Annotated in this window: 14 protein-coding genes; 9 read left to right on the top strand and 5 right to left on the bottom strand. The window is 51.9% G+C overall.

The window, feature by feature from the left end; all coding sequences use genetic code 11:
• Positions 1-75: 75 nt before the first annotated feature.
• Entirely contained in the window at positions 76-666 is a 591-nt protein-coding gene (locus EP25_RS0115510; RefSeq protein ID WP_084191061.1) for a DUF4136 domain-containing protein, read from the bottom strand.
• Positions 667-1409: 743 nt separating this feature from the next.
• On the opposite strand from EP25_RS0115510, the gene EP25_RS24070 reads away from it, so the two are divergent.
• The 5 genes from EP25_RS24070 to EP25_RS0115485 all read left to right on the top strand — a co-directional run bounded on the left by EP25_RS24070 (position 1410) and on the right by EP25_RS0115485 (position 7030).
• Positions 1410-1544: a hypothetical protein gene (locus EP25_RS24070; RefSeq protein ID WP_268745417.1), complete on the top strand. Its 135-nt coding sequence runs from the start codon at positions 1410-1412 to the stop codon at positions 1542-1544.
• Between the two features lie 80 nt (positions 1545-1624).
• A complete protein-coding gene (gene argH, locus EP25_RS0115500; RefSeq protein ID WP_031434739.1) occupies positions 1625-3010 on the top strand; it encodes an argininosuccinate lyase in 1386 nt (461 codons plus the stop codon).
• 4 nt (positions 3011-3014) lie between these two features.
• Complete coding sequence (locus tag EP25_RS0115495; RefSeq protein WP_031434738.1) at positions 3015-3611, top strand: histidine phosphatase family protein; 597 nt, start codon at positions 3015-3017, stop codon at positions 3609-3611.
• A 43-nt stretch (positions 3612-3654) separates the two neighbouring features.
• The gene (locus EP25_RS0115490) at positions 3655-6477 is read left to right on the top strand and encodes a class I adenylate cyclase (RefSeq protein ID WP_031434737.1); all 2823 of its coding nucleotides are present in this window, start codon (positions 3655-3657) and stop codon (positions 6475-6477) included.
• 193 nt (positions 6478-6670) lie between these two features.
• A complete protein-coding gene (locus EP25_RS0115485; RefSeq protein ID WP_031434736.1) occupies positions 6671-7030 on the top strand; it encodes a PilZ domain-containing protein in 360 nt (119 codons plus the stop codon).
• Between the two features lie 53 nt (positions 7031-7083).
• Here the strand turns inward: EP25_RS0115485 and EP25_RS0115480 are convergent, their stop codons facing one another.
• Positions 7084-8196 carry a TRAP transporter substrate-binding protein gene (locus EP25_RS0115480; protein WP_235185920.1) on the bottom strand — a complete coding sequence of 371 codons (1113 nt, stop codon included), beginning with the start codon at positions 8194-8196 and terminating at the stop codon, positions 7084-7086.
• Positions 8197-8366: 170 nt separating this feature from the next.
• Between EP25_RS0115480 and gap the strand changes: the two genes are divergently transcribed.
• The 3 genes from gap to tkt all read left to right on the top strand — a co-directional run bounded on the left by gap (position 8367) and on the right by tkt (position 13006).
• Entirely contained in the window at positions 8367-9380 is a 1014-nt protein-coding gene (gap, locus tag EP25_RS0115475; protein ID WP_031434734.1) for a type I glyceraldehyde-3-phosphate dehydrogenase, read from the top strand.
• 14 nt (positions 9381-9394) lie between these two features.
• Complete coding sequence (gene pyk / locus EP25_RS0115470) at positions 9395-10834, top strand: pyruvate kinase (protein WP_031434733.1); 1440 nt, start codon at positions 9395-9397, stop codon at positions 10832-10834.
• Positions 10835-11011: 177 nt separating this feature from the next.
• Complete coding sequence (tkt, locus tag EP25_RS0115465) at positions 11012-13006, top strand: transketolase (protein WP_031434732.1); 1995 nt, start codon at positions 11012-11014, stop codon at positions 13004-13006.
• 156 nt (positions 13007-13162) lie between these two features.
• Here tkt and EP25_RS0115460 read toward each other — a convergent pair whose 3' ends face one another.
• From EP25_RS0115460 to EP25_RS0115450, 3 genes are read right to left on the bottom strand one after another with little or no spacing between them, the layout of a single operon-like run.
• Complete coding sequence (locus EP25_RS0115460) at positions 13163-15454, bottom strand: patatin-like phospholipase family protein (protein WP_152555663.1); 2292 nt, start codon at positions 15452-15454, stop codon at positions 13163-13165.
• Positions 15455-15492: 38 nt separating this feature from the next.
• Positions 15493-17373 carry a GMC family oxidoreductase gene (locus tag EP25_RS0115455; RefSeq protein ID WP_031434730.1) on the bottom strand — a complete coding sequence of 627 codons (1881 nt, stop codon included), beginning with the start codon at positions 17371-17373 and terminating at the stop codon, positions 15493-15495.
• Between the two features lie 51 nt (positions 17374-17424).
• Positions 17425-19983: a hypothetical protein gene (locus tag EP25_RS0115450; RefSeq protein ID WP_152555662.1), complete on the bottom strand. Its 2559-nt coding sequence runs from the start codon at positions 19981-19983 to the stop codon at positions 17425-17427.
• A gap of 660 nt (positions 19984-20643) precedes the next feature.
• Here EP25_RS0115450 and EP25_RS0115440 point away from each other — a divergent pair.
• Positions 20644-21714 (top strand): helix-turn-helix transcriptional regulator, encoded by a 1071-nt coding sequence (locus EP25_RS0115440; protein WP_031434728.1) that lies wholly within the window; start codon positions 20644-20646, stop codon positions 21712-21714.
• The last annotated feature ends 61 nt before the right edge of the window (positions 21715-21775 follow it).

Below are 21775 nucleotides of genomic sequence, written 5' to 3'. Positions count from 1 at the left end.
TACGAAGTTCGCTTGGTAGCACAACATTTTCCTTGCAAATGACTGAATTCGAATGCCATGATTCGCTCTTGGACCTTATTTGTCGCCATTTTGTAATGGCGGGAAACGCGACAAGATCGATTTAATGGCCCGATCGACATAGCGCTGTTTTTTCTTCTGTGTCGTATACGGACTGATATCCTCATAGGACATACCTCGCCACATCAACTTTTTGCTGTGCGGGTCGACAATATCTATCACCAAGGTACCGCGCTGATACTCGTAAACGCGCTGCTCAGGATAATAACTCCAGGCGAACGAAGAATAAAATCCGCGCCGGTAACCGAAGCGCCAACTGTACGGATAATCGTAATAAGGATTCAGCACGGTGACTCTGGTTTTGTTCTCCACGACCATCCGGTAGAGAACCAGAAAATCGGCTTCCTTCGGATCGCCTTTCAAATAACCATGTTCCTTAAACCACTGATCGATACCGGCATGAATACGGTCATGCATCAAGGTATTGCTATCGAGCAGCTTATTGCCGGAAACCGGCGGTTTGTCCTCCAACCAAGCATACTGATACAAATGGGTAAAATCGGCCGCATCGTCGTAATCAACATCAACATTGACAGTGGCGCATGAAGTCAGCATCAGTAGCACAGGCAACAAAAGTAATCTTCTCATGACCGTCGAACTCCATTTAAATTTTGTAGTAAGACTCAATAGCCCGACACCGGTTCCACCTTGTCTATCCTAGTCTTCTCATAATAGCAGAATAAAATTAACCCAGCGTTGTCAATGTAGCACCATAAACCTTCAAGCCATTGATTTATATGCATTAAGAATGCATACTCCTTTTCTTGCTTGCAATACCATAAATTTATTTTTATTTATTAGTATCTTACAAATTTCAATGACAAGGCTAAGTTAAGCAAGTTGGCGGTATTATCCCCGCCGCCGTGTTTTAGCGGCACATAGAACCGGCATGCCAGAAGCAGATCGGGATGAAGTTTCAGCCATGAGCACAGCCCTCCCTTGGAGGGACCTCTCAAAAAGCCGCTTATGCGCTATCTGCCCCGACCGCATCGCGGCCAAAACTATTGTTTGGGAAAGCTCCTGCCACCCGGCGAATGGCAAAGATCACTCCAGCTCAGTCGCCTGCTGAAATAACTCGTTCGCCATCAAAGCCCGGCGCAAATCCGAAGAATTGATAATAACTTAACCCAGACACGTCGAACAATCCGGGGCCGGTTGAACGGCAGAAAATAACCAGAAAAAATGAACGGGCAACCAATCATTCGATTTCATGTCAAAATATGATTGTTGGCATAATGAATACGGCAGCGGATTCAATCCTGCTCCTTTAGATTAAACACGGTTAATTTTCTCAATTGGATGGCGACACTTTGCTAAAGTTCTATTCCAGAATGAAATATGGCATCATCTTTCTCGTGCTGATGCTAATCGATATCGGCCCCGTCCCGCTAACGGCAATGATCGCGCTCTATGTGGTCCTGTTCCGTCCCCGCTGGTTTAAAAATATGATCGACGATATTTATTGAATGGCTAACTTGGGCCCGAACAAACCGGCAGATTCCCGGTATAATTTTGCATTTCCATTTTGTTAAATTAATGATTGCACATGAGTACAGTTAATACCGAAAAGCTTTCCAGCGCCCGCTTTGCCGAGGCCACCGACGCTTTTGTCGAAGTCTTCACCGCGTCCGTCGATTTTGACCAGCGTATGGCGCAGCAGGATATCCAGGGATCGTTGGCGCATGCCGAAATGCTATGCAAGATCGGTATCCTAACGGCTCAAGAACTGCAAGATATCCAAAACGGGCTGGCACAAATCAGCAAGGAAATCGCCGACGGCGAATTCAAATGGTCGATCAAACAGGAAGATGTACACATGAACATCGAGGCGCGCCTGACCGAGCTCATCGGCATCGCCGGCAAGAAGATGCATACCGGCCGCTCACGCAACGACCAGGTTGCGACCGACATCCGTTTGTATCTACGCAACGAGATCGACACTATCCTGGCGCAATTGAGTCGGCTGCAACACGCCCTCCTCAATTTGGCGGCACGCGAAGCCGACACCATCATGCCCGGCTTCACTCATCTGCAGGTCGCCCAGCCGGTCACGTTCGGCCACCATCTAATGGCTTGGTTCGAGATGCTGGCCCGCGACCGCGAGCGCCTGCAAGACTGCCTAAAGCGCATTAACGTCATGCCGCTGGGCGCCGCGGCCCTGGCCGGCACCACCTATCCCATAGACCGCCGGCTGACGGCCGAATTGCTGGGCTTCAGCAGGCCGTCCAACAATTCTCTCGATTCGGTCAGCGATCGCGATTTTGCGATCGAATTCGCCGCTGCGGCCAGCCTGATCATGATGCATTTATCCCGTTTTTCGGAAGAACTGATCCTGTGGTCCAGCGCCCAATTCGATTTCATCGACATGCCCGATGCCTTTTGTACCGGCTCCTCGATCATGCCGCAGAAAAAAAACCCGGACGTTCCGGAACTGGTGCGCGGCAAATCCGGCCGCGTGACCGGCCATCTGGTGTCGTTATTGATGTTGATGAAAAGCCAGCCGTTGGCCTATAACAAGGACAACCAGGAAGATAAGGAACCACTGTTCGACACCGCCGATACGCTGGTCAACTGCCTGCGCGCCTTCGCCGATATGATGCCGCACATCCGCGCGAAAAAAGACAATATGTACCGCGCCGCCAAACAAGGCTTTGCCACCGCCACAGATTTGGCCGACTACCTGGTTCGCAAAGGCATGCCGTTCCGCGATGCGCATGAAGTTGTTGGCCAGGCAGTACGACTCGGCATCGACAGCGGCCGCGATTTGGCCGACATCTCCCTGCCGGAACTGCGGCAATTTTCCGACCGTATTGACGAGGATGTTTTTGACATACTGAAACTGGAAGGCTCGGTAGCAGCCCGCGACCACATCGGCGGCACCGCCCCGAACAGAGTCCGAGCAGCGGTCGAGGCGGCCAGGGAGCAATTGTAAGCGCTTGAAAACAACCACTGTCGATTTGCTCCGCCACGGCGAAGTCCAAGGCGGCCCCCGTTACCGGGGCCGCACCGACGACCCTCTGACGCCCAAGGGTTGGCAGCAGATGGAACGACAAACCTCGGACTGGCAGGGCGACTGCATCGTCAGTTCCCCGCTCGGCCGCTGCAATTCCTTTGCCGTAGCGCTGAGCCGGCAAAAAAACACCCCCTTAAGGGTGGACCAAGCATGGCGGGAAATCGGTTTTGGCGACTGGGAAGGCAAAACCGCGGAACAAATCATTTCCCATGATCCCTCGGCATTGCAGCGCTACTATGAAGACCCTATTAACCATCCTCCGCCCAATGCTGAGAATTATGCCGATTTCAGCCACCGCGTCGCATGCGGCTGGCAGCATTTGCTGGAACACAATACCGGTAGACATGTGTTGCTCATCACCCATGCCGGCGTGATACGCAGTTTATTCATGCACCTTCTCGATATCCCCTTTCGCAGTAGCCTGCAAATCGAAATCGGCCATGCCAGCTTGAGCCGCTTCAAATGTTATCACGATGGCAACGAATGTTTTGTTCAGCTATCTTTTCACCTGCCGCTATGATTTTCTATACTTGAATATAAAACATCGACTTGCCGCAACGACCTTGAAAAAACATTACCCTCCCATCAACCTCGGCGCGCCTGGCGAGGAAATCAGTAGCAAGGATCTTCATGCCATTACTCAACGCTTCAAACATCTGAATCAATACCGCTTGCAGAGCGTGCAAAATTTTCTGCAACCCCGGCAACAGATCTTTTTAAATCTTCTGCCGTTATTGTTTCATCGAAACCACCCCCTGCTACCCGGTTTCATTTCCACCGACACTCCTTGCGGCATTCCCGACTACAGCCCCAACAAAACAACCATTCTCGCTGCCAAGCAATTTTCGAAGAGTTACCGTTACACCCGCAAGGCCCTCAGAAATTATGCGATCGAGGCTATTTTCCTAATGGGTAGCGTCGGCAGCATCGCCTTCTCAAAAACCAGCGATATGGATATTTGGCTATGCCATACCGATCACTTATCCAGCACCGAGATCAACGAACTGCAACAAAAAGCCCACGCCTTGGAAAAATGGGCGCAGTCGCTGAATCTCGAAGTCCATTTCTTTTTGATGAACAGCGAACAATTTCGGCGAGGCGAGAACACGCCGATTTCAACCGAAAGCAGCGGCCAAACCCAACACTATTTATTGCTCGAAGAGTTCTATCGCACCGCCATTTATCTGGCCGGCAAGGCGCCTGCCTGGTGGATCGTCCCCCCCCACCAAGAAGACAACTACAGCGGCTACGTCGACCATTTATTGTCCAACCGTTTCATCTCGAAACTCGATGTCATCGATTTCGGCGGACTGGAAGCGGTGCCGGCAGAGGAGTTTATCAGCGCGACCCTTTGGCATATCTACAAATCGCTTAGCTCCCCTTACAAATCGCTGTTGAAGCTTTTTTTGATGGAATGCTATGCCAGCGAATATCCGCAACCGCAATGGGTCAGCCGCAGCCTGAAAAAGACCATTTACCAAGGGGAGTTCGATATAGACAGGCTGGACCCGTATTTATTGATCTATGAAAAAGTCGAGGAATATCTGCACCTGGTCGCCTCGCAAAGAAGGCTGGCGCTGTCGCGGCAATGTTTTTATTTAAAAATCATGGGCGATTCACCCAGGTCACTGGACCCACAGGCACGATCGCTTCGAGAGAATTACTTGCAGGAAATCGCCCGACAATGGCGTTGGCCAGAAGATCTGCTGCCCAATTTCAGCAGGCATCGCTACTGGGATATCCATAAAGCCACCGAGGAACATGCCGTCATTCGCGACCAATTGAAACAATGCCTGCGTATGATCGTACGCTTTGCCGGCCAACATGTCGAAGAAGATTACCGCGACAATCAGGATCTCAGATTGATCGGCCGAAAACTGCATGCCTATTTAGAACACAAACCGGGAAAGATCGAGATCATCACGACCCGAGGCAACGTCCAAAAAAAAGAGGACGAATTATCCCTCATCGAAATCGATCAAGAACATGCCGAACCGCTTTGGCATTTGTATTGCGGCTATGTCGGAAACCCCAAAAAAGAAAACGCCAAGCCGGTCAAGGAAGCGGAAAGTCTGCTGGAACTATTGTGTTGGATTGCCTTAAATGGTTTGTACCAAAACAGAGTTAAAATTCACCTCCATTCAATCAACCTGAACATCGGCCCGACCGAAACGCAGTTGATTTTGGACCAATTGCTGCGTTTTTTTTCCTCCCACAAAAAATCGGATGGTGAAATGCTGGAAGCCTACCATCATGCGAACCAGTTTCTGGCTTCGCTGCTGTTTCTCAATCTCGGCGAGGCATTGCCCGAAGCCCGGGAAGAAGGTCAGATCATTATGAGCGAACGCTCGGACCCTTTAAGTTACGGCGAGAACCGGGCGTGTTTTGTGCAGCGCATTGAGCGGATTTCTCTATCCAGTTGGGGCGAAGTCAGTCTTGCGAGATTCCACGATATCGAGGGTTTTTTCCACTGTTTGACGGAAGTATTCAATCAAAGCACCCCCCCCGTCACCAGCGATAGCCTGGATGTGATCTGCTACACTCCGCTGCGCGCGAAAAGCATTGTGTTACGCATTAAGGTGCTATTTAACCAATTAATTAAATTCTTCGGGAACCAGAATTCAAACTGGCGCTATATCGTACCGGCTAAAAGCGGCTATTACCTCTTCACTCATAATGCCCAACACTTAACGTATCGCAAACTGGCCACCAATGATTTATTGTTAAGAGAGCTATCCGCTACGCAGCAACAATTCTCCCCCATTTTTTTCGACCAGCATGTACTGAGCAATACGTTCATCCCGTTTCTTTATGCCCATATAGCCGCCAACACGATACAGATCTTTTTTCATGCCACGGAAAAATATGTCGCTATCTATATCATCGACGAGAAAGCGGCGTTGTTTACCCGACAGCATAGCGACAGCAAACCGGAGCAGGTTTTGGTTGATTATCTTGTCTTTTTACAAACCCTGATCGACCAGACCAAAATAGCGCACGCAACAAAAATTCGTATTTATGAAATTCAAAAAAACTCTGCCGGCGTTCCATCCTGCCATGCCGTCAAAATCAAACCACAAGAGTCTTTCATGGCGCTGAACATCCGCATTACGACTTCGCCTACTGCGGAACCGGACAGTCCACCGACGATTGCCTGCAACGAACGAAAATATTCGTCGGCCTCTGCGGATGACGTTTTCTACTCAACCAAGGAACATATTTTGCGGTTCAGGCACGGCCACGAGACTTATCCTTACCATATCAATGAAATTGATGTCTCCGCCGAGTTGCTTGGCGTCGAAGAGCTTGTCCAAGCCCACAGCATTCATTACTTGCAATATAAACAAAAAATCGAAAACCGTATCGCCGCCAGCGGCAAAAACTGAATCATCATACCGACTCCAGCAAATCTGCTGGCCATTGAAAGCCCCTCCACTCTCCTTTCCGCCGAGCCCGACATAACGTTCGTTCAACGCCACCTTGTAACCCGATAAAACCGAACTCGCGCGACAATTTAACTTTACCGGCGGCAGTATTCCCGCCTATACTCATTCGTGCCGTCGAATCAAGGGAGCCTCCATGGAGCCAGAAAAACGCAAATACCCGAGATTTCAGCCGCAAGGTCTACTTGCCAGCATCAAAATCGACCCTCCGGCCGAAAAGGAAATCGTGCTGGAAGGCGAAGTCGTCGATATGAGCTACAACGGGATCAAAATTCGTCTCAATAAACCGTTGCACGTGGACATAGACCATGGCGAAATCAAGATTGAGATCACGATGCCGCAATCCGGCATTCCGATCTCCATTCACGGCCTGATCAAGCACATCAGAGAACAATACGAATGCGGCCTACAATTCGCCGGCAACCATTCCGAGCACTGCGTCGACAAGTTGATGTTCGAATGTATCAAGCTGGCTAATCACACCGTGCAAATATAGCTCCCCACTTAGGAACCAATGGATTCAGGAGGAATACCTCCTTGAACCAACCATTATAAAGCTCTGGCTTTCAGAAACGCCTGTTCCGACACATCCCCCCATTGCGCCACTTGTTTACGAAATTGCATCACCGAATCATAGATTTTTTTCGCCTGCGGATCTTTGTCCGCCAGCTCACGAACGACCTCTTCCGATATCTGGCGTAAGGCCTTCAACACCTCATCCGGTAGCGGCAGCACCTTGACTTTATGCTTATTGATCAAGGTATCCAGCGCTTGGTTGTTACGCGCGGTATATTCGGAAATCATGTCCATATTGGCCGCCTTGCAAGCCACCAACACGATTTGCTGCAAATCCTTGGGCAACGCATTGAAGGCTTTTTCATTGATCAAGGCTTCCATCGTCGAACCCGGCTCGTGCCAGCCCGGATAATAATAATACTTGGCAACCTTATAAAAACCAAAGGCCAAATCATTGTAGGGTCCGACCCATTCGGTGGCATCGAGCGCGCCGGACTGTAACGAGGTGAACAACTCACCGCCCGGCATGTTTACCGTGGTCCCGCCGGCCCTGCGCAAGACTTCGCCGCCCAGACCGGGAATACGCATTTTCAGTCCTTTCAAGTCATCGACCGTTTTGATTTCGCGATTGAACCAGCCAGCCATTTGCACCCCTGAGTTCCCGGTTGCGGCCGGAATAATACCGAACGGCTTATATAATTCGCGCCACAACTCCATACCGCCGCCGTAATACAACCAGGCGTTCATTTCCTGCGCAGTCAGACCGAACGGTACGGCGGAAAAGAACTGCGTGGCTTCGGATTTCCCTTTCCAATAATAGGCTCCGGCATGCCCCATCTCGGCCGTTCCCTTGGATACGGCATCGAACACCTCGAAAGCCGGGACCAGCTCCCTGGCGCCGTAAACCTTCACTTTGATACGGCCGCCACTCATCTCGGTAATCATTTTGGCCAACAAATTGGCATTCGTCCCCAACCCAGGAAAGTTTTTTGGCCAGGCCGTCACCATCTTCCACTTGAATTCAGCTGCCTCGGCCGCTTTGGGTATGGTCAATGCCGCACCCGCCATCAACGACCCGGAACCAACTTTCGATAAAAAATCACGCCGTTTCATATATCCTCTCAGTACCATTCCAAAACTGTTCATTATGTTTTTCCATGCTATCAGTTTGTCTTATAATCGCAACTGTTCACTAGCGTTTAACACGCTGTCCTTATAGACGACTATAGCGTAACTTTGCTATAGTAAAGCGATTTTTAGAGTGCCTTTCGGCACATTTCTTTTAAGCATTTCACTTTCACTCCGGAGAACATTTTATGGCAATTAAAGTTGCAATCAACGGCTATGGCCGTATCGGACGTAACGTAGTACGTGCATTGTACGAATCAGGCCGCACCGATGAAATCCAAATCGTTGCAATTAATGACCTCGGCGATGCGGAAACCAATGCCCACTTGACTCAATATGATTCCGCGCACGGCAAATTCCCGGGTGAAGTCAGTGTCGAAGGAGACTATCTGGTTATCAACGGCGACAAAATCAAAGTTTTGGCGGAAAGAGATCCGGCAAAACTGCCTTGGGCCGAACTGGGCGTCGAAGTTGTACATGAGTGTACCGGTTTTTTCGCCAGTAAAGCCAAGGCTTCCGCCCACCTCGAAGCGGGCGCGAAAAAAGTGATCATTTCCGCGCCTGGCGGTAACGATGTCGACGCAACCATCGTTTACGGCGTTAACCATGAAACATTGAAAGCATCCGACACGGTCATTTCCAACGCTTCATGCACCACCAACTGTCTGGCGCCTTTGGTCAAACCATTGATCGACACCGTCGGTATCGAACAAGGCCTGATGACGACCATTCACTCCTACACCAACGACCAAGTATTGACCGACGTATTCCATAAGGATCTGCGTCGCGCCCGTTCCGCCACACAATCGATGATTCCGACCAAAACCGGCGCAGCGGCTGCCGTTGGTTTAGTATTGCCGGAGATGGCGGGCAAACTGGATGGTTTCGCGATCCGCGTCCCCACCATCAACGTTTCCGTCGTCGATCTAACTTTCACCGCCAGCCGCGCGACCAGCAAGGAAGAAATCGACGATATCTTGACCGCTGCTTCCGAGGGCCCTCTGAAAGGTATTTTGGATATCAATGCGAAACCGTTGGTTTCCATCGATTTCAACCACAACCCAGCTTCCTCCACTTATGACAAATCGTTGACTAAAGTGATCAACGGCAATTTCATCAAGGTATTATCCTGGTATGACAATGAGTGGGGCTTCTCCAACCGTATGCTGGACACCACGGTTGCATTAGTTAACGCAAAATAAATCTTAAATAATCTATGCTACGAAGAACAAAAATCCTGGCCACATTGGGGCCGGCGACCGATAAACCAGGCGTTTTGGAAGGTTTGTTCAAAGCCGGTCTGGACGTTGTTCGCATGAACTTTTCGCATGGTTCCGCCCAGGATCACATCAACAGAGCCAAAATGGTCCGTGAACTTAGCCAGAAAACCGGCCGCCGCGTCGGTATTCTGTGCGACCTGCAAGGCCCTAAAATCCGTATCGCCCGCTTCAAGGACACCAAAGTCTGGCTGGAAGAAGGCCAACCTTTTGCATTGGATATCAATCTGGGCGAAAGCGATGGTGACAACACTCAAGTCGGCATCACCTATGAACCTCTGGCCGAGGAAGTCAAACCGGGCAGCCGCCTGTTGTTGGATGACGGCCGCGTGGTCATGGATGTAGTTAAAACCGATGGCAAACGAGTCGATTGTACCGTCGTAGTCGGTGGCGACCTGTCTAATAACAAGGGTATCAATCTAATGGGCGGCGGACTTTCCGCCGCCGCATTGACAGACAAGGACAAAGAAGACATCAAGACTATCGGCAAGATTAACGCCGATTATGTCGCGGTCTCCTTTCCTCGTTGTGGCGAAGATCTTCACGAAGCTCGCCGCCTTTTGGAAGCGGAAGGCTGTTATGCCGGCATCGTCGCCAAAGTGGAACGCGCCGAAGCGATGGAGGTTATCGATGAGATCATTTTGGCTTCCGACGCCATCATGGTCGCTCGCGGCGACCTCGGCGTGGAAATCGGCGATGCCAGATTGCCCGAAGCGCAAAAGTACCTGATCAAACGATCCAGGGAACTGAAAAGAGCCGTCATCACCGCTACGCAAATGATGGAATCGATGATCGAGAATCCGATTCCGACTCGCGCTGAGGTCTTCGACGTGGCCAATGCCATCGTCGACGGCACCGATGCGATCATGCTATCGGCCGAAACCGCTTCCGGAAAATATCCGGTCAAAGTCGTCGAGGCCATGGTTCGCATTTGTCAGGAAACGGAGAAACAACCCAGCGTCACAACCTCGACACACCGCGTTTCGGAAGAGTTCGAACGGGTCGACGAGGCCATCGCGATGTCGACCATGTACTTGGCCAACCATACTCGCATCGCCGGCATTGCCGCGCTAACCGAGTCCGGTTCGACTCCGCTGTGGATGTCTCGTATTCGCTCGGGCATTCCGATCTTCGCCTTCAGCAGTCATGAAGAGACGCTGGGCAAGGTTACGCTATACCGCGGCGTTTTCCCGATTCCATTCGAATTTGAATCGGCCGACCACGCCGAAGTGAACCGCGATATCATCAACAAACTGAAGGAACGCGGCCAAGCCAAACAAGGCGATCGTTTCATTATCACCAAAGGCGACCTGACCGGCCAGTCGGGCGGCACCAATGCGTTGAAAGTAGTTACCGTAGGCGAAGGCCTGACGCCTTAACCCTGCCTGGTTGCTGCTCAACACAGCAACATAGTCGATACCCAGCCCCGTATTCAGACTTCTGATTACGGGGTTTTTTTATATCCGTTTCCTATCGGTAAACACTCCATTCCGTGTTTCCACACGGTTGTGGTTATAATAACCGACATATCGATTGAAACCACCAGGGAGATAATCATGCCTACACGTCGTGATCTTGCCAATGCGATTCGCGCTTTGACCATGGATGCCGTACAAAAAGCCAATTCAGGCCATCCGGGAGCGCCTATGGGCATGGCCGATATCGCGGAAGTTTTATGGAACGATTTTTTCAGGCATAATCCGAGCAATCCAGCCTGGCCCAATCGCGACCGTTTCGTGCTCTCCAATGGCCACGGGTCGATGCTGCTCTACTCCCTGCTGCATTTGAGCGGCTATGATGTCAGCATCGACGACCTGAAAAACTTCAGGCAACTTCACTCAAAAACGCCGGGCCACCCCGAATATGGCTACACGCCAGGCGTCGAAACCACCACGGGGCCATTAGGCCAAGGCATCAGTAATGCCGTCGGCATGGCCTTGGCGGAAAGAACGCTGGGCGCCCAATTCAATCGCCCCGACCATACCATCATCAGTCATTACACTTACGCTTTCCTAGGCGACGGTTGCTTGATGGAAGGCGTCTCGCACGAAGCGTGTTCCCTGGCCGGCACCATGGGATTAGGCAAACTGATCGCCTTTTACGATGCCAACGGCATCTCCATCGACGGCGAAATCAGGGGCTGGTTCACCGACAATACCGTAAAGCGTTTCGACGCTTACAACTGGCATGTCATCGCCAGAGTCGACGGCCACAACCCGGAGGCCATCCGCGCCGCCATAGCCGAGGCAAAATCGGTCGAAGACAAACCTTCCCTCATTATTTGCCGCACCACTATCGGCTACGGCTCCCCGAATAAACAAGGACTCGAAGCCTGTCACGGCGCGCCGCTGGGGGATGAGGAAATCGCCCTGGCGAAAAAAGTATTGGACTGGCCGCACCCGGCATTCGAAATTCCGGAGGATATCCGCCAAGCCTGGGATGCTCGTGAAAAAGGCACCCAGGCAGAACAAGAATGGCAGCAACGCTATATGACCTACCGCAATGCCTATCCGGAACTGGCCGATGAATTCGAACGCAGGTTACAAGGCAGACTGCCCGATGCATGGCCAGAACAATCCGAGCAGTATCTGCATACTGTCAACGACAAGGGCGAAAACATCGCCAGCCGCAAGGCGTCGCAAAACTGCCTGAATGCCTTCGGCCCCCTACTGCCCGAGCTAATTGGCGGTTCTGCCGACTTGGCCGGCTCCAACCTGACCCTGTGGGAAGGTTGTAAAGATGTAAATTTGGACGATCATTCCGGCAATTACATCTACTACGGCGTGCGCGAATTCGGCATGGCCGCAATCATGAACGGTATTGCGGCCTATGGCGGTTTCATTCCTTACGGCGCCACCTTTCTGATGTTTTCCGAATATGCCCGCAATGCCATCCGCATGTCGGCGCTGATGAAACTCCGAGTCATCCATGTCTTCACCCACGATTCCATCGGTCTGGGCGAAGACGGCCCGACTCATCAACCGATCGAACAAACCGCTACCTTGCGCATGGTTCCGAATATGATGGTTTGGCGTCCCTGCGATGCGGTGGAATCTACAGCGGCCTGGCAAGCCGCGATAGCACGGCATGACGGCCCAACGGCGTTGATTTTTTCAAGACAACCCTTGCCGCATCAGAAAAGGAGCAAGCAACAGCTCGCCGACATCAAACGCGGCGCCTATATCCTGAAAGAGCCCACTAAGCCGGCGAAGGCCATCATCATCGCCACCGGTTCGGAAGTCGCAGTCGCAATGGAAGCCGCCGCCATGTTGGGACGCCGCCGCATTCCGGTTCGCGTCGTCTCGATGCCCAGCACCACGGTCTTCGATGAGCAAGATGCGGCCTACCAGGAACGCATTCTGCCTTCCAATGTCACCGCGCGAGTGGCGGTCGAAGCCGGCATCAGCAAATTCTGGGGGCATTATGTCGGCCTGCAAGGGAAAGTCGTCGGCATCGACCGCTTCGGTGAATCCGCCCCCGCCCAGCAATTATTCGAAGTATTCGGCATCACCGCCGAAAATATCGTTAAAGCGGTGAAATCGATCGTTTAGCGGGGATATTCTCGAAACTGGAAAGTAAAACCGAAAAGCGATACGAAGGACCGCTTTCGCTTTTTACGCAACCTGCAGTCGTCGCTATTTGACGTTAAATCGGCCCCGAATAGCCTGCAGAGTATGCCCGTCAAACGCATCGTGCAGCAGCGATGACTAATGCAACAACGCCGCAAAATTCAATTTCGGATCATTGAGCATGCTGTCGGCAATTGTAAAGCCCAGTTCTCGGTATGCCTCGAACTGCACATCGTCGAAAAACTGGTCGGCGGTGCTTTGGTCCGGAAAATCCGGCTCCTGCGCCTTATAGCCTTTAACCTTGAAACTGGCTTGCCTGATCATGGTCGATTTCAAATAAACCAGCCTCCCTTCGCTGCCATCCGCGTAGTGGATAGTTCCGGTCATAAAGCCTCGCTCCGAAAATTTGGCGCCGGACGGATACTCGGCGCCAGGAGGAGGCACAGGAAGAACGTTGTCGGGCCCGTAATCATCGTCATGAAAATCAACCCGGGCGCCGAAATCCGTCTCGATACGCCTGATCGTGGTTTGAAAATCGGAAAAACTGAATTCAACATCCTGGCCACCATCGCTGACCAAAATCAGGCTGGCCTTCCGCCGAACCAGCTCATACACGGCCATATTCTCGAAATGGCCGCCGTCGCTTAATTCGATAAATGCTTCGTTTTCGGTAAAGCCCTTGATGTTGAAGGCGCTGCCCAATGCGTACAAGGCGCTGGGATTGAAATGGTTGGCGATATGGTTGAAAGGCGGCTTACAGGGATTGTGCGCCCAATAACCCAGGCGCAGATTCAACAACGTCATGACTAGCGACAGGATCTTGTTGCGGGTCACGCCTTCCCCGCCAACGGCGGCATTGGGGTTGATCGCCGCGCCGGAAATCGCGAAGGCCGTCGCCAACGTCATCCGACCTTCCATATAGTGATGGGTGGGACACCAACCGGTGGCGTTACTGCCGCAATAAAACGGCGACAGTAAGAAATTGTCTCCGCCGCGCACCTTGTAGGTCGGATTTTTGGAGTCGGCCAATACGACATTGGCATTAATCAGATGATAAGGCGAGTTAGGATTGCCCGGATCGTTAAAACAGCACAAATACGCCTCGTCGGCTCCCTTCGCCATGTCGGTTTTATTGGCCAGCGCGTTATCGATATCCGGCATGAAATTCTCCATCAACCGATCGCGGTAATAACGGTTGACGGAAATATAATTCAAGTTGGCGAATATACCGGTCACCACCGAGACAGCCAGCAAAATGACGATCCAGACGGAAAAAACGGATGGCGTGCTTTGCCACAGACTAAATCCCAATTGAAAGGCCAGGGCGAAAAAACCGTACAACACCAATGCTGCCGCGATTGGAACGATAATCCCCAGAGGCTTCTTTTCGCCAGCGGACAACTGGCTAAAAAAATCACGCAAATGCATGGCGATCCCTATGATCAGCGCCAAAGGGCCAATCGCCACGACATAGGATGTGACCGCCGGCAGCAAACCAATAATCAGGATCACTAGGGTGAACGGCAACGCTACCGAGGTCGCCTGTTCCGCCATCCGCCGTACCCCGTACCAGCAAAAACCTCCGACTTTGCCGCACATTTGGCTGCGGCGCAACCAAGTGATTATCGAATAGATGACGATACCTAATAATAAGGAACCGATAATCAAAATAACCAGGCGCAACAGAAATTCATAGCCCAACAACGCCTCGTCCCATTGATAAGCGCCATTAGGAATGGCGCCGAGCAATTTTCCGAGCAACGGATCATCGGCAAAGGTCCTGAACAAGGCGATCCGCTGCGGCAACCAAAACCCCGCAACCAACAGCAGGGTCGCCAGCGGCAGCCAGACTATCAAATTGAGCAAAGTGCCGCGCAATACCACGCCAAGCAGGGCAAAAATATTGATTCCGGCCCCAGGATTAAGGTAATGCCCGTGGTCGCGCAAATAATTCAAAATGGCACGTTGCTTGGGGTTATCGGCAAATGCTTCATGAGGATCGGGCGAATCGCTGCCGAACGGAAAATTGCTTTTGTCTGCGTTGAAAGGTTCGCCGCCGTCGGAACGTTCCGCATTGGCTTTGGCGCTGAGAAACCAACTCAATGCCGAACCGGTATAACCGCCGCCGGAAACGCTGGATAGATAGTCGAATTTCTTCAGCAGGTTATGATGCGCTAAGGCCTGCATTACCCCCAGGGCGAATGTGGCCGAACGAATACCGCCGCCGGACAAGGCCAGACCATTGATATGTTCCGGCTTATCTCCTTCGCCTGAGCGTCCGTTCTTGTGCCGCCAGGCGTTAATGTATTTGGCTTCCGCGGCCAGTAATTTTATACTGGCTTGCTCGATGGACAGACGGCGCCTGTTCGGCTCATCGGCCTTGCCCGGAGCAACCGGGTCTATCCTCTCGTCACGACTCAAATGATCCATGCGGTTCTCCATTAGTTTCGTGTCCGGCGGGCTCGAGATCAATAACCGTGAGCATCCCGGCTGATCACATCGGCGGCTTTTTCGGCGATCATGTAGATCGAGGATACGATGAAGAAGCCGGGAATACGGGGAAATACCGAGGCATCGACGACCCGCAACCCTTTTATCCCCCGTACCCGGAAATCGCCGTCTAACACCGCCATCGGATCGTCGTCGGCGCCGATCGGACAGCTACAGGAGGCATGGTGGCCCCAGGCATGGTATTTGACAAAATCACGCAGCTCGTCATCGCTTTGCAATTGCTCGCCGGGCAATTCCTCCTCGGCGATCAAGCCATCGGCCTTCAACGGCGCGGTCAGGCTGCGCACGAACTTGATGCCCTCGACCACCGACTCGAGGTCTTCGCCGTTGTCGTCGCTGCCTTCCTCGAAATAGCGGAAATTGATATAGGGGCGGTCTCTGGGGTCGCTGGATTTTAAGCGGACGACCCCCGCGCGATTATTGGTGTGGGCCTTCAGCACCGCCCAGGTCAGATAATTGAGATGCTCCTTGATCAGTGTCGAATAGTTGGGGAAATAACCCTTGAACTTGCCTAGCAAGGCGAAACAAAACAAATCGGGCAGCGGTCGTTCCGGCAGCGATCGCTTGATCACCGCCAGAACCGCGCCATTGGTGGTATAAACGCCGCTGCGTTTGCTTTCCCATTCCTCGTATTGAGGATCGCCCTTGGCGTATTTGGCGCCGTCCAGCACTTCCCAACTCTTGAAATTCATCCGATTGACGACGCCGACCTCGTAACGGTCCTGCAGATTGCTGCCGACGCCGGGCAAATCCAGTCTCACCTCGATATTATGTTTTTGCAGTTCCTCTTGCGGGCCGATACCCGACAGCATCAGCAATTGCGGCGTGTTGTAGGCTCCGCCGGCCAAAATCACTTCGCGGGAAGCATAAGCTGTTTTGGGTTCGCCAGGCTCATTGCTCGGAATAGCATGCGCTCGATATAACTTTTCTCCTTTCTGGTATTCAACACCGACTGCGCGATTGTCATCATCGAGGATTATTCGCGTCACCAGCGCGTTCAATTCGATCTTGATCTGCTCGGGATGTTTCTGATAGGTGACCAACAGTCGCTCGCGCGTACCATGCCGGGCATGATTCTTGGTCGCCAGCGGCGGATAACGCAAGCCCACCGCGTTTTCCTGCACCAGGCGCCAGTCGTTGGGATCGGCCAGCCCCTCCAACTGCCATTCGATGCGTTTCAACGGTTTGGGCAGTTTGGCGAATTCCTGTTTAACCGAATCCTTGATGGCTTCCAGCAGGGGCTTGTCGCGCAATGCCGCCTTGGGAATGGCTTTTTCGGTTTGAAACCAGCCCCGCCAGCCGTGCCGGCTGGGATTGAATCCCAACAAGGATTTAAGACGATCCAGCGGACGATGCTTGCAGTTTTCCATGCGTTCGAAATACTTGCGCATGTTATCGGCTTTCCAAGATGCGTCGCCGGTGATCCTGGCCAATTCATTCCAGTCGTCGTTATGGGGATACACGGTGATCATCGCGTTATGCGCGGTACAACCGCCCAAACAACCGGAACGGGGATAAAGCACGCCGCCTTCCTCCTTGGTATATTTGGGGTCTTTCGCCTGTAATGCTTCATCGCCATAGTGGCGCACAAAGAAATCCCATTTCATCGCCTCGTTTTCCGACGCGAAGGTATGAAACACCGGCACATCGTAGTCACCGGGCAAACGGTTTTCGTTCGGATAAGGCGGATCGCCCCCTTCCATGAAATGAGGATCGCCCCCGGCCTCCAACACCAAAACCTTGTGTCCTTGTTCCGCCAGCCTGGCTGCGACGGTGCCACCGCCGGCACCCGATCCGACCACAATATATTCGAAATCTGCTTGCTTATATCCGCTCATCTTCATTCTCCTTAGGCCGGCTCGATCGATTATTAGATTTGGTTTATCGCCTTACATGGTTTTCAGGAAAGCGATCAACGCCATTTTTTCTTCGTCACTGAGTCCCGGCTCATCCTGGTCCTTCAAATAATCGGTGCCGAAATAATGTCCGCGATTGACGATGTAATCGGGGCATTTGCTGGCCTTGACCAACGGATCGACTAGGTCGGCAAACGCTTCGGCCGCCTGTTCGTCGGTGGCGTCTTTGGGCAAGGATTTCAGGTCTTTTTTGATTTTCAGCAACAACGTCAACAATTGCGCCTTGTGCTTGATTCGGTCGATGATACCGTCGCGCCGGTCCAGGTCGATGCCGCTAAGCAAATTAACCGGCGTGCCTTTGGGAATCGGCCCCAGCTCTATACCCCGTTCGCCGACCAGGCTGCCGCCACTGATTTTATCGACCACCTTTTCCAGCAATTCGGGAACATAACCTGACGGAACTCGCAAATAGCTGGTCGCAGTGGTGCGATCGACCCAGCCGGGCAGCATTTTGCCGGAAGCGGTTTGATACTGGACGTTGCCCTTACGTTTCTCCGGCCACAGCATTTTCGTGATCGAATCCTTGAAGGATTGCATACGCGCATCCACCGATGGACTGGGATTGAAATCGCCCACCGAGTTATTGAGCAGGAACGGCGCGGTGGACCACAAGCTGACCAACGAAGCTGGCCGGGTATAACCGAGGCCGCCCGCCGGCATGTCGAATTCCCGGGGCTCGCCGGTCAGCGGATGATGCACCGTGTATTTGCCGACCGACGGCAGGTTTTTATACGACTCGGAAGAGAAGTTATCCCAGATATTGTCCCTGATCGCGTTGGTCGCCAGCGGACTGCACGCCTGGGTTTCCAGCAAGGTCACCGGAATCCTCAATTCGGTGGAGAGGAAATTATCCTCGAGAAAATCGTCCTGCTTGACGATCCGTTTCATCGCCTTCTTGAAATCCTCCGTTTTGCTCCAACTCCAATAACCATTCCAGCAACTGAGATAATTCTTGCCGACACAACCGTCCGGGAAGAAGGAAAAGGCCTTTTCCGGCAGTTTACTGGAGTGGCAGCGGGCGCAACGCTCGGCAAACACATCCTTGCCCTTGGCCAACGTCTCCGCATCCTCGCTCAGATATTTTCCGCCGCCCGGCGCGTTTTTCAGATAATCGGGTTTGGCGCTGGCCAGAAAAAACAAGGCCAGGTTGGGCGTCTGCGATTCGTTGACCTGCCAATAGATGGAGTTTTTGCGCGCGGTCTTGATCGGAATCGGCGTAATTTTCTTACCGCCGATCAACGGATTGAAATGCTCCAGCCATTCTTCGCTGAACAGGCCGATGTTGATGAATACCCGGTTCAAGGCTCCCAGGGCGCCCACCGAGTCGGCCCCATCCTTGAGCACGCGTGGCGTCCAGACGGTATCAGGCGCTTTATAATAGTCGCTCAATGGACTGTCTGCGCCGACATACTCATTCAGCTGTTTGTTATCGAGGCTGCCGCCGGAAAGCTTTTCCTCGCCGAATCTTTTCGCGATCGCCAGGCGGGCACCGAGATTGTAAACCGCATTCATAGTCCGGGGGTTATTGATATAGTCTGAGGAAACCAGCGACGTATCGAGCGCCCCGGGACGCGAGGTATGGAACAGCTGATAAGGATAATCGGACGGGTCGGCGGTCCAGGTGAAAATGCGGTCTATCCAGAAATATTGCGCCCCAGGATTGGAATTCAGGTTGGCCCATTCCGGATTTTCCGGGTCTTTGGGCGGATTGGCCGGGTTGGGCCCGACATGGCAGAAGCCGCAGGACATTCCGACCCGGTAGGGCCTGACCAGATTCTTGTCATTGTAATAACTGGGATCGGTATAGAAGCGCTCGGGGTCCCAGCGTTTTTCCGCCTCTTCATCGAAGTCGGGATTGGGAAACAACCTCAAACCGACGATGCCGGAGGCGTATCCATAGAAGGAGCCTACGGGAATATTCTTGCCTCGGGCGCCAATCTTGACGCCGGGATATTTTTCCTCGTTTTCGAAAGGGTCCTTGGGACAATTCTTCTTACGCACATCCAACCATAAACCGTACCTGTCCTTGTTCGGACCGGAGGCTTGCTTGAAGCAAGGCTCATTCACCAGCCCCAAGTAACGCCACCGGTTATGCCGATTGAATTTCAAACTGGGGTGGCTGGACAACGTCTTCAGAAAATCCAGATTGCCACGGCTTTCATAGCCAAGTTTGTTCCACAAGCGATCGTTGCCGGCGCTCCAGGCGATCCAGTTGTTACGCCCGATCACCGCCGCCTTGACCGCATCTTCGGGGGAGATCCCCGGCACATAAGGCTCTAGCGCCTTGGCCACCGCTTGCGGATCTTTGGTAATGCCGTAATCCATCTCGCGATAATAATCCTCATCGGCGGCAGGAAAGCTCTGCACCGTTCTGCCGACGCATTTCGCTTCATCCAACACCTTACCGACTCCGCGCTGATCACAAGGTTTGTTTTGTTCGAACAAAGCCATGCTATTACTGCTGAATCCCGCCAGCAGTAACAGCAATGTTCCCGTAACGATCACGGGTAGACCTTTTATTGGCTGAATCATGTTGTCTCTCCCATATTTCGCGCATCGCATGGTCGAGCTCATAAACTTAACGCCAAAACTCATTAACGTTGATGCCAAAGAAGTTTTTCGCAAGCCGAGCCGAATGGTTATTACCGGATAAGCGCAATTTTTTGCCGGAGATGAAGAGTTATCGGTGAAAACGGCATAGAACGCCTAAAAATCACATACCCCTTATAAAAACAATGTTTTATCTTCGAGCCAAAAGCGCTAAACTCAACCTAAGGCTACTGGATTTTGCGAACCTTGTCCTGACCCAAATGGGTCATTATTAAAAACAGCGTTCTCCGAAACACCTTCCCCGATTTACGGACAAGGTTGCAAAAATACGGCATGAGGATTATTCAACTTAGTTATTGTGGTTGGAGGTTATCTTACCTCGATAAGCTCAACCCCAACTTGCAACTGATGACTTGTTGTTGATGTCTAATGAATTGTGGCTATTATTTAGGAGAGCGCTGCCTAAATCCGTTCAGGGTTTCCAGCGTCGGACCAAGGAAAATACGATTTCCCTGGTCCTATAAAATCGGTCACTGACAGTACTCGATTTTTACCGTGCATCCATGCACTCCCGGAAATACCTACTAGTAGGCCTTTCCTGACTAACCCTTGCAAACAATAATAATTAAAAAGGCGGGAAAAATGGACCAAGTTTACGAACCGATCACCCCGAATTCCCTTCTGGCTCACGCGCCCGGCAATCCGATATTGTGGCAACAATTTCTTGCCTTGCTGACCCGGCTTCTCGACTGCCACTCCGGATTCATGTTGGTGACCGATTTAGTGGAGCGGGAAAACACCCGTTTTCTCTATAGTTTCAATCTATCGTACGACTACCGTCGACAATACGAGAGCCGTCTAAATAAGCTCGATGTTTTCAATCATTTCATCAGTAAAAATCCCCGGCAAGCTTATTGTAACCAGGCACTCGGGCCCAATTATCGGGAAGAAATCATGAATAACCCGTTGGCTAACGAGAATCTGACCCACCGTTTCGGCATCTCGGTTCCCTGTAATCACCGCCATGCCTTAAGCCTGCTGATTAACCGGGACAAGCGTTTCAGCAAACAAGAGCAACGCCATGGCGTCAAAACGCTGCAAACTTTATTGCCAACGTTGGAAGATTCCATTCATGCCGAAAAACGCCATAAAATCAACAGTCAGCTATTCCATTACCTAGGCTCGCGCTTCGACGCCTATCTCATCGTCGACCGTGATTTGAACATTCTCTTTGTCGACCCCGTCGATAGCCGCATTATCAATTCCATGGATTGCGTCAATATCAGCGGCGACAAATTCGCCGTAAACAATCCGGCCACCGAACAACGCCTATTGCATTTGATCGCCGCTAAGCAGGATAAAGTTTCCTTTCGCAATCAATGCCTTTCTTGCCAAATCACCCTGATTCCGATCGACTCCCTGGAAAACCTCTATCATTGGGAATGCCACAAAGAAGGAATTATTCTTGCCTTTACGCATGACAAGGACAGCAACTCGGCCATTGAGCGATTAATGGAAATTTATACATTGTCCAAATGCGAAGCCATTTGCGCGCTGCATTTCATGCAAAACCCATCCATTCCCGACGTTGCCGCCAGCACCTGCCGCTCCCAGGAAACGGTGCGCAATCACCTGAAACGTTCCATGCAGAAAATGGGTGTACACAATCAGGCGGCCTTGATGAAAAAGTTGATGGCCCTGTCCTCGCTGTAACCCTTCCCCTTTCTTTTCAATTAAATTTATTTCATGACGGAAAGGTTTTACCGACAATTGC

It is taken from the genome of Methylomarinum vadi (genome assembly GCF_000733935.1).
In the GTDB taxonomy this organism is placed as follows: domain Bacteria; phylum Pseudomonadota; class Gammaproteobacteria; order Methylococcales; family Methylomonadaceae; genus Methylomarinum; species Methylomarinum vadi.
The sequence above is the reverse complement of the archived record's forward strand: the minus strand, read 5'-3'. Positions and strand labels throughout refer to the sequence as shown.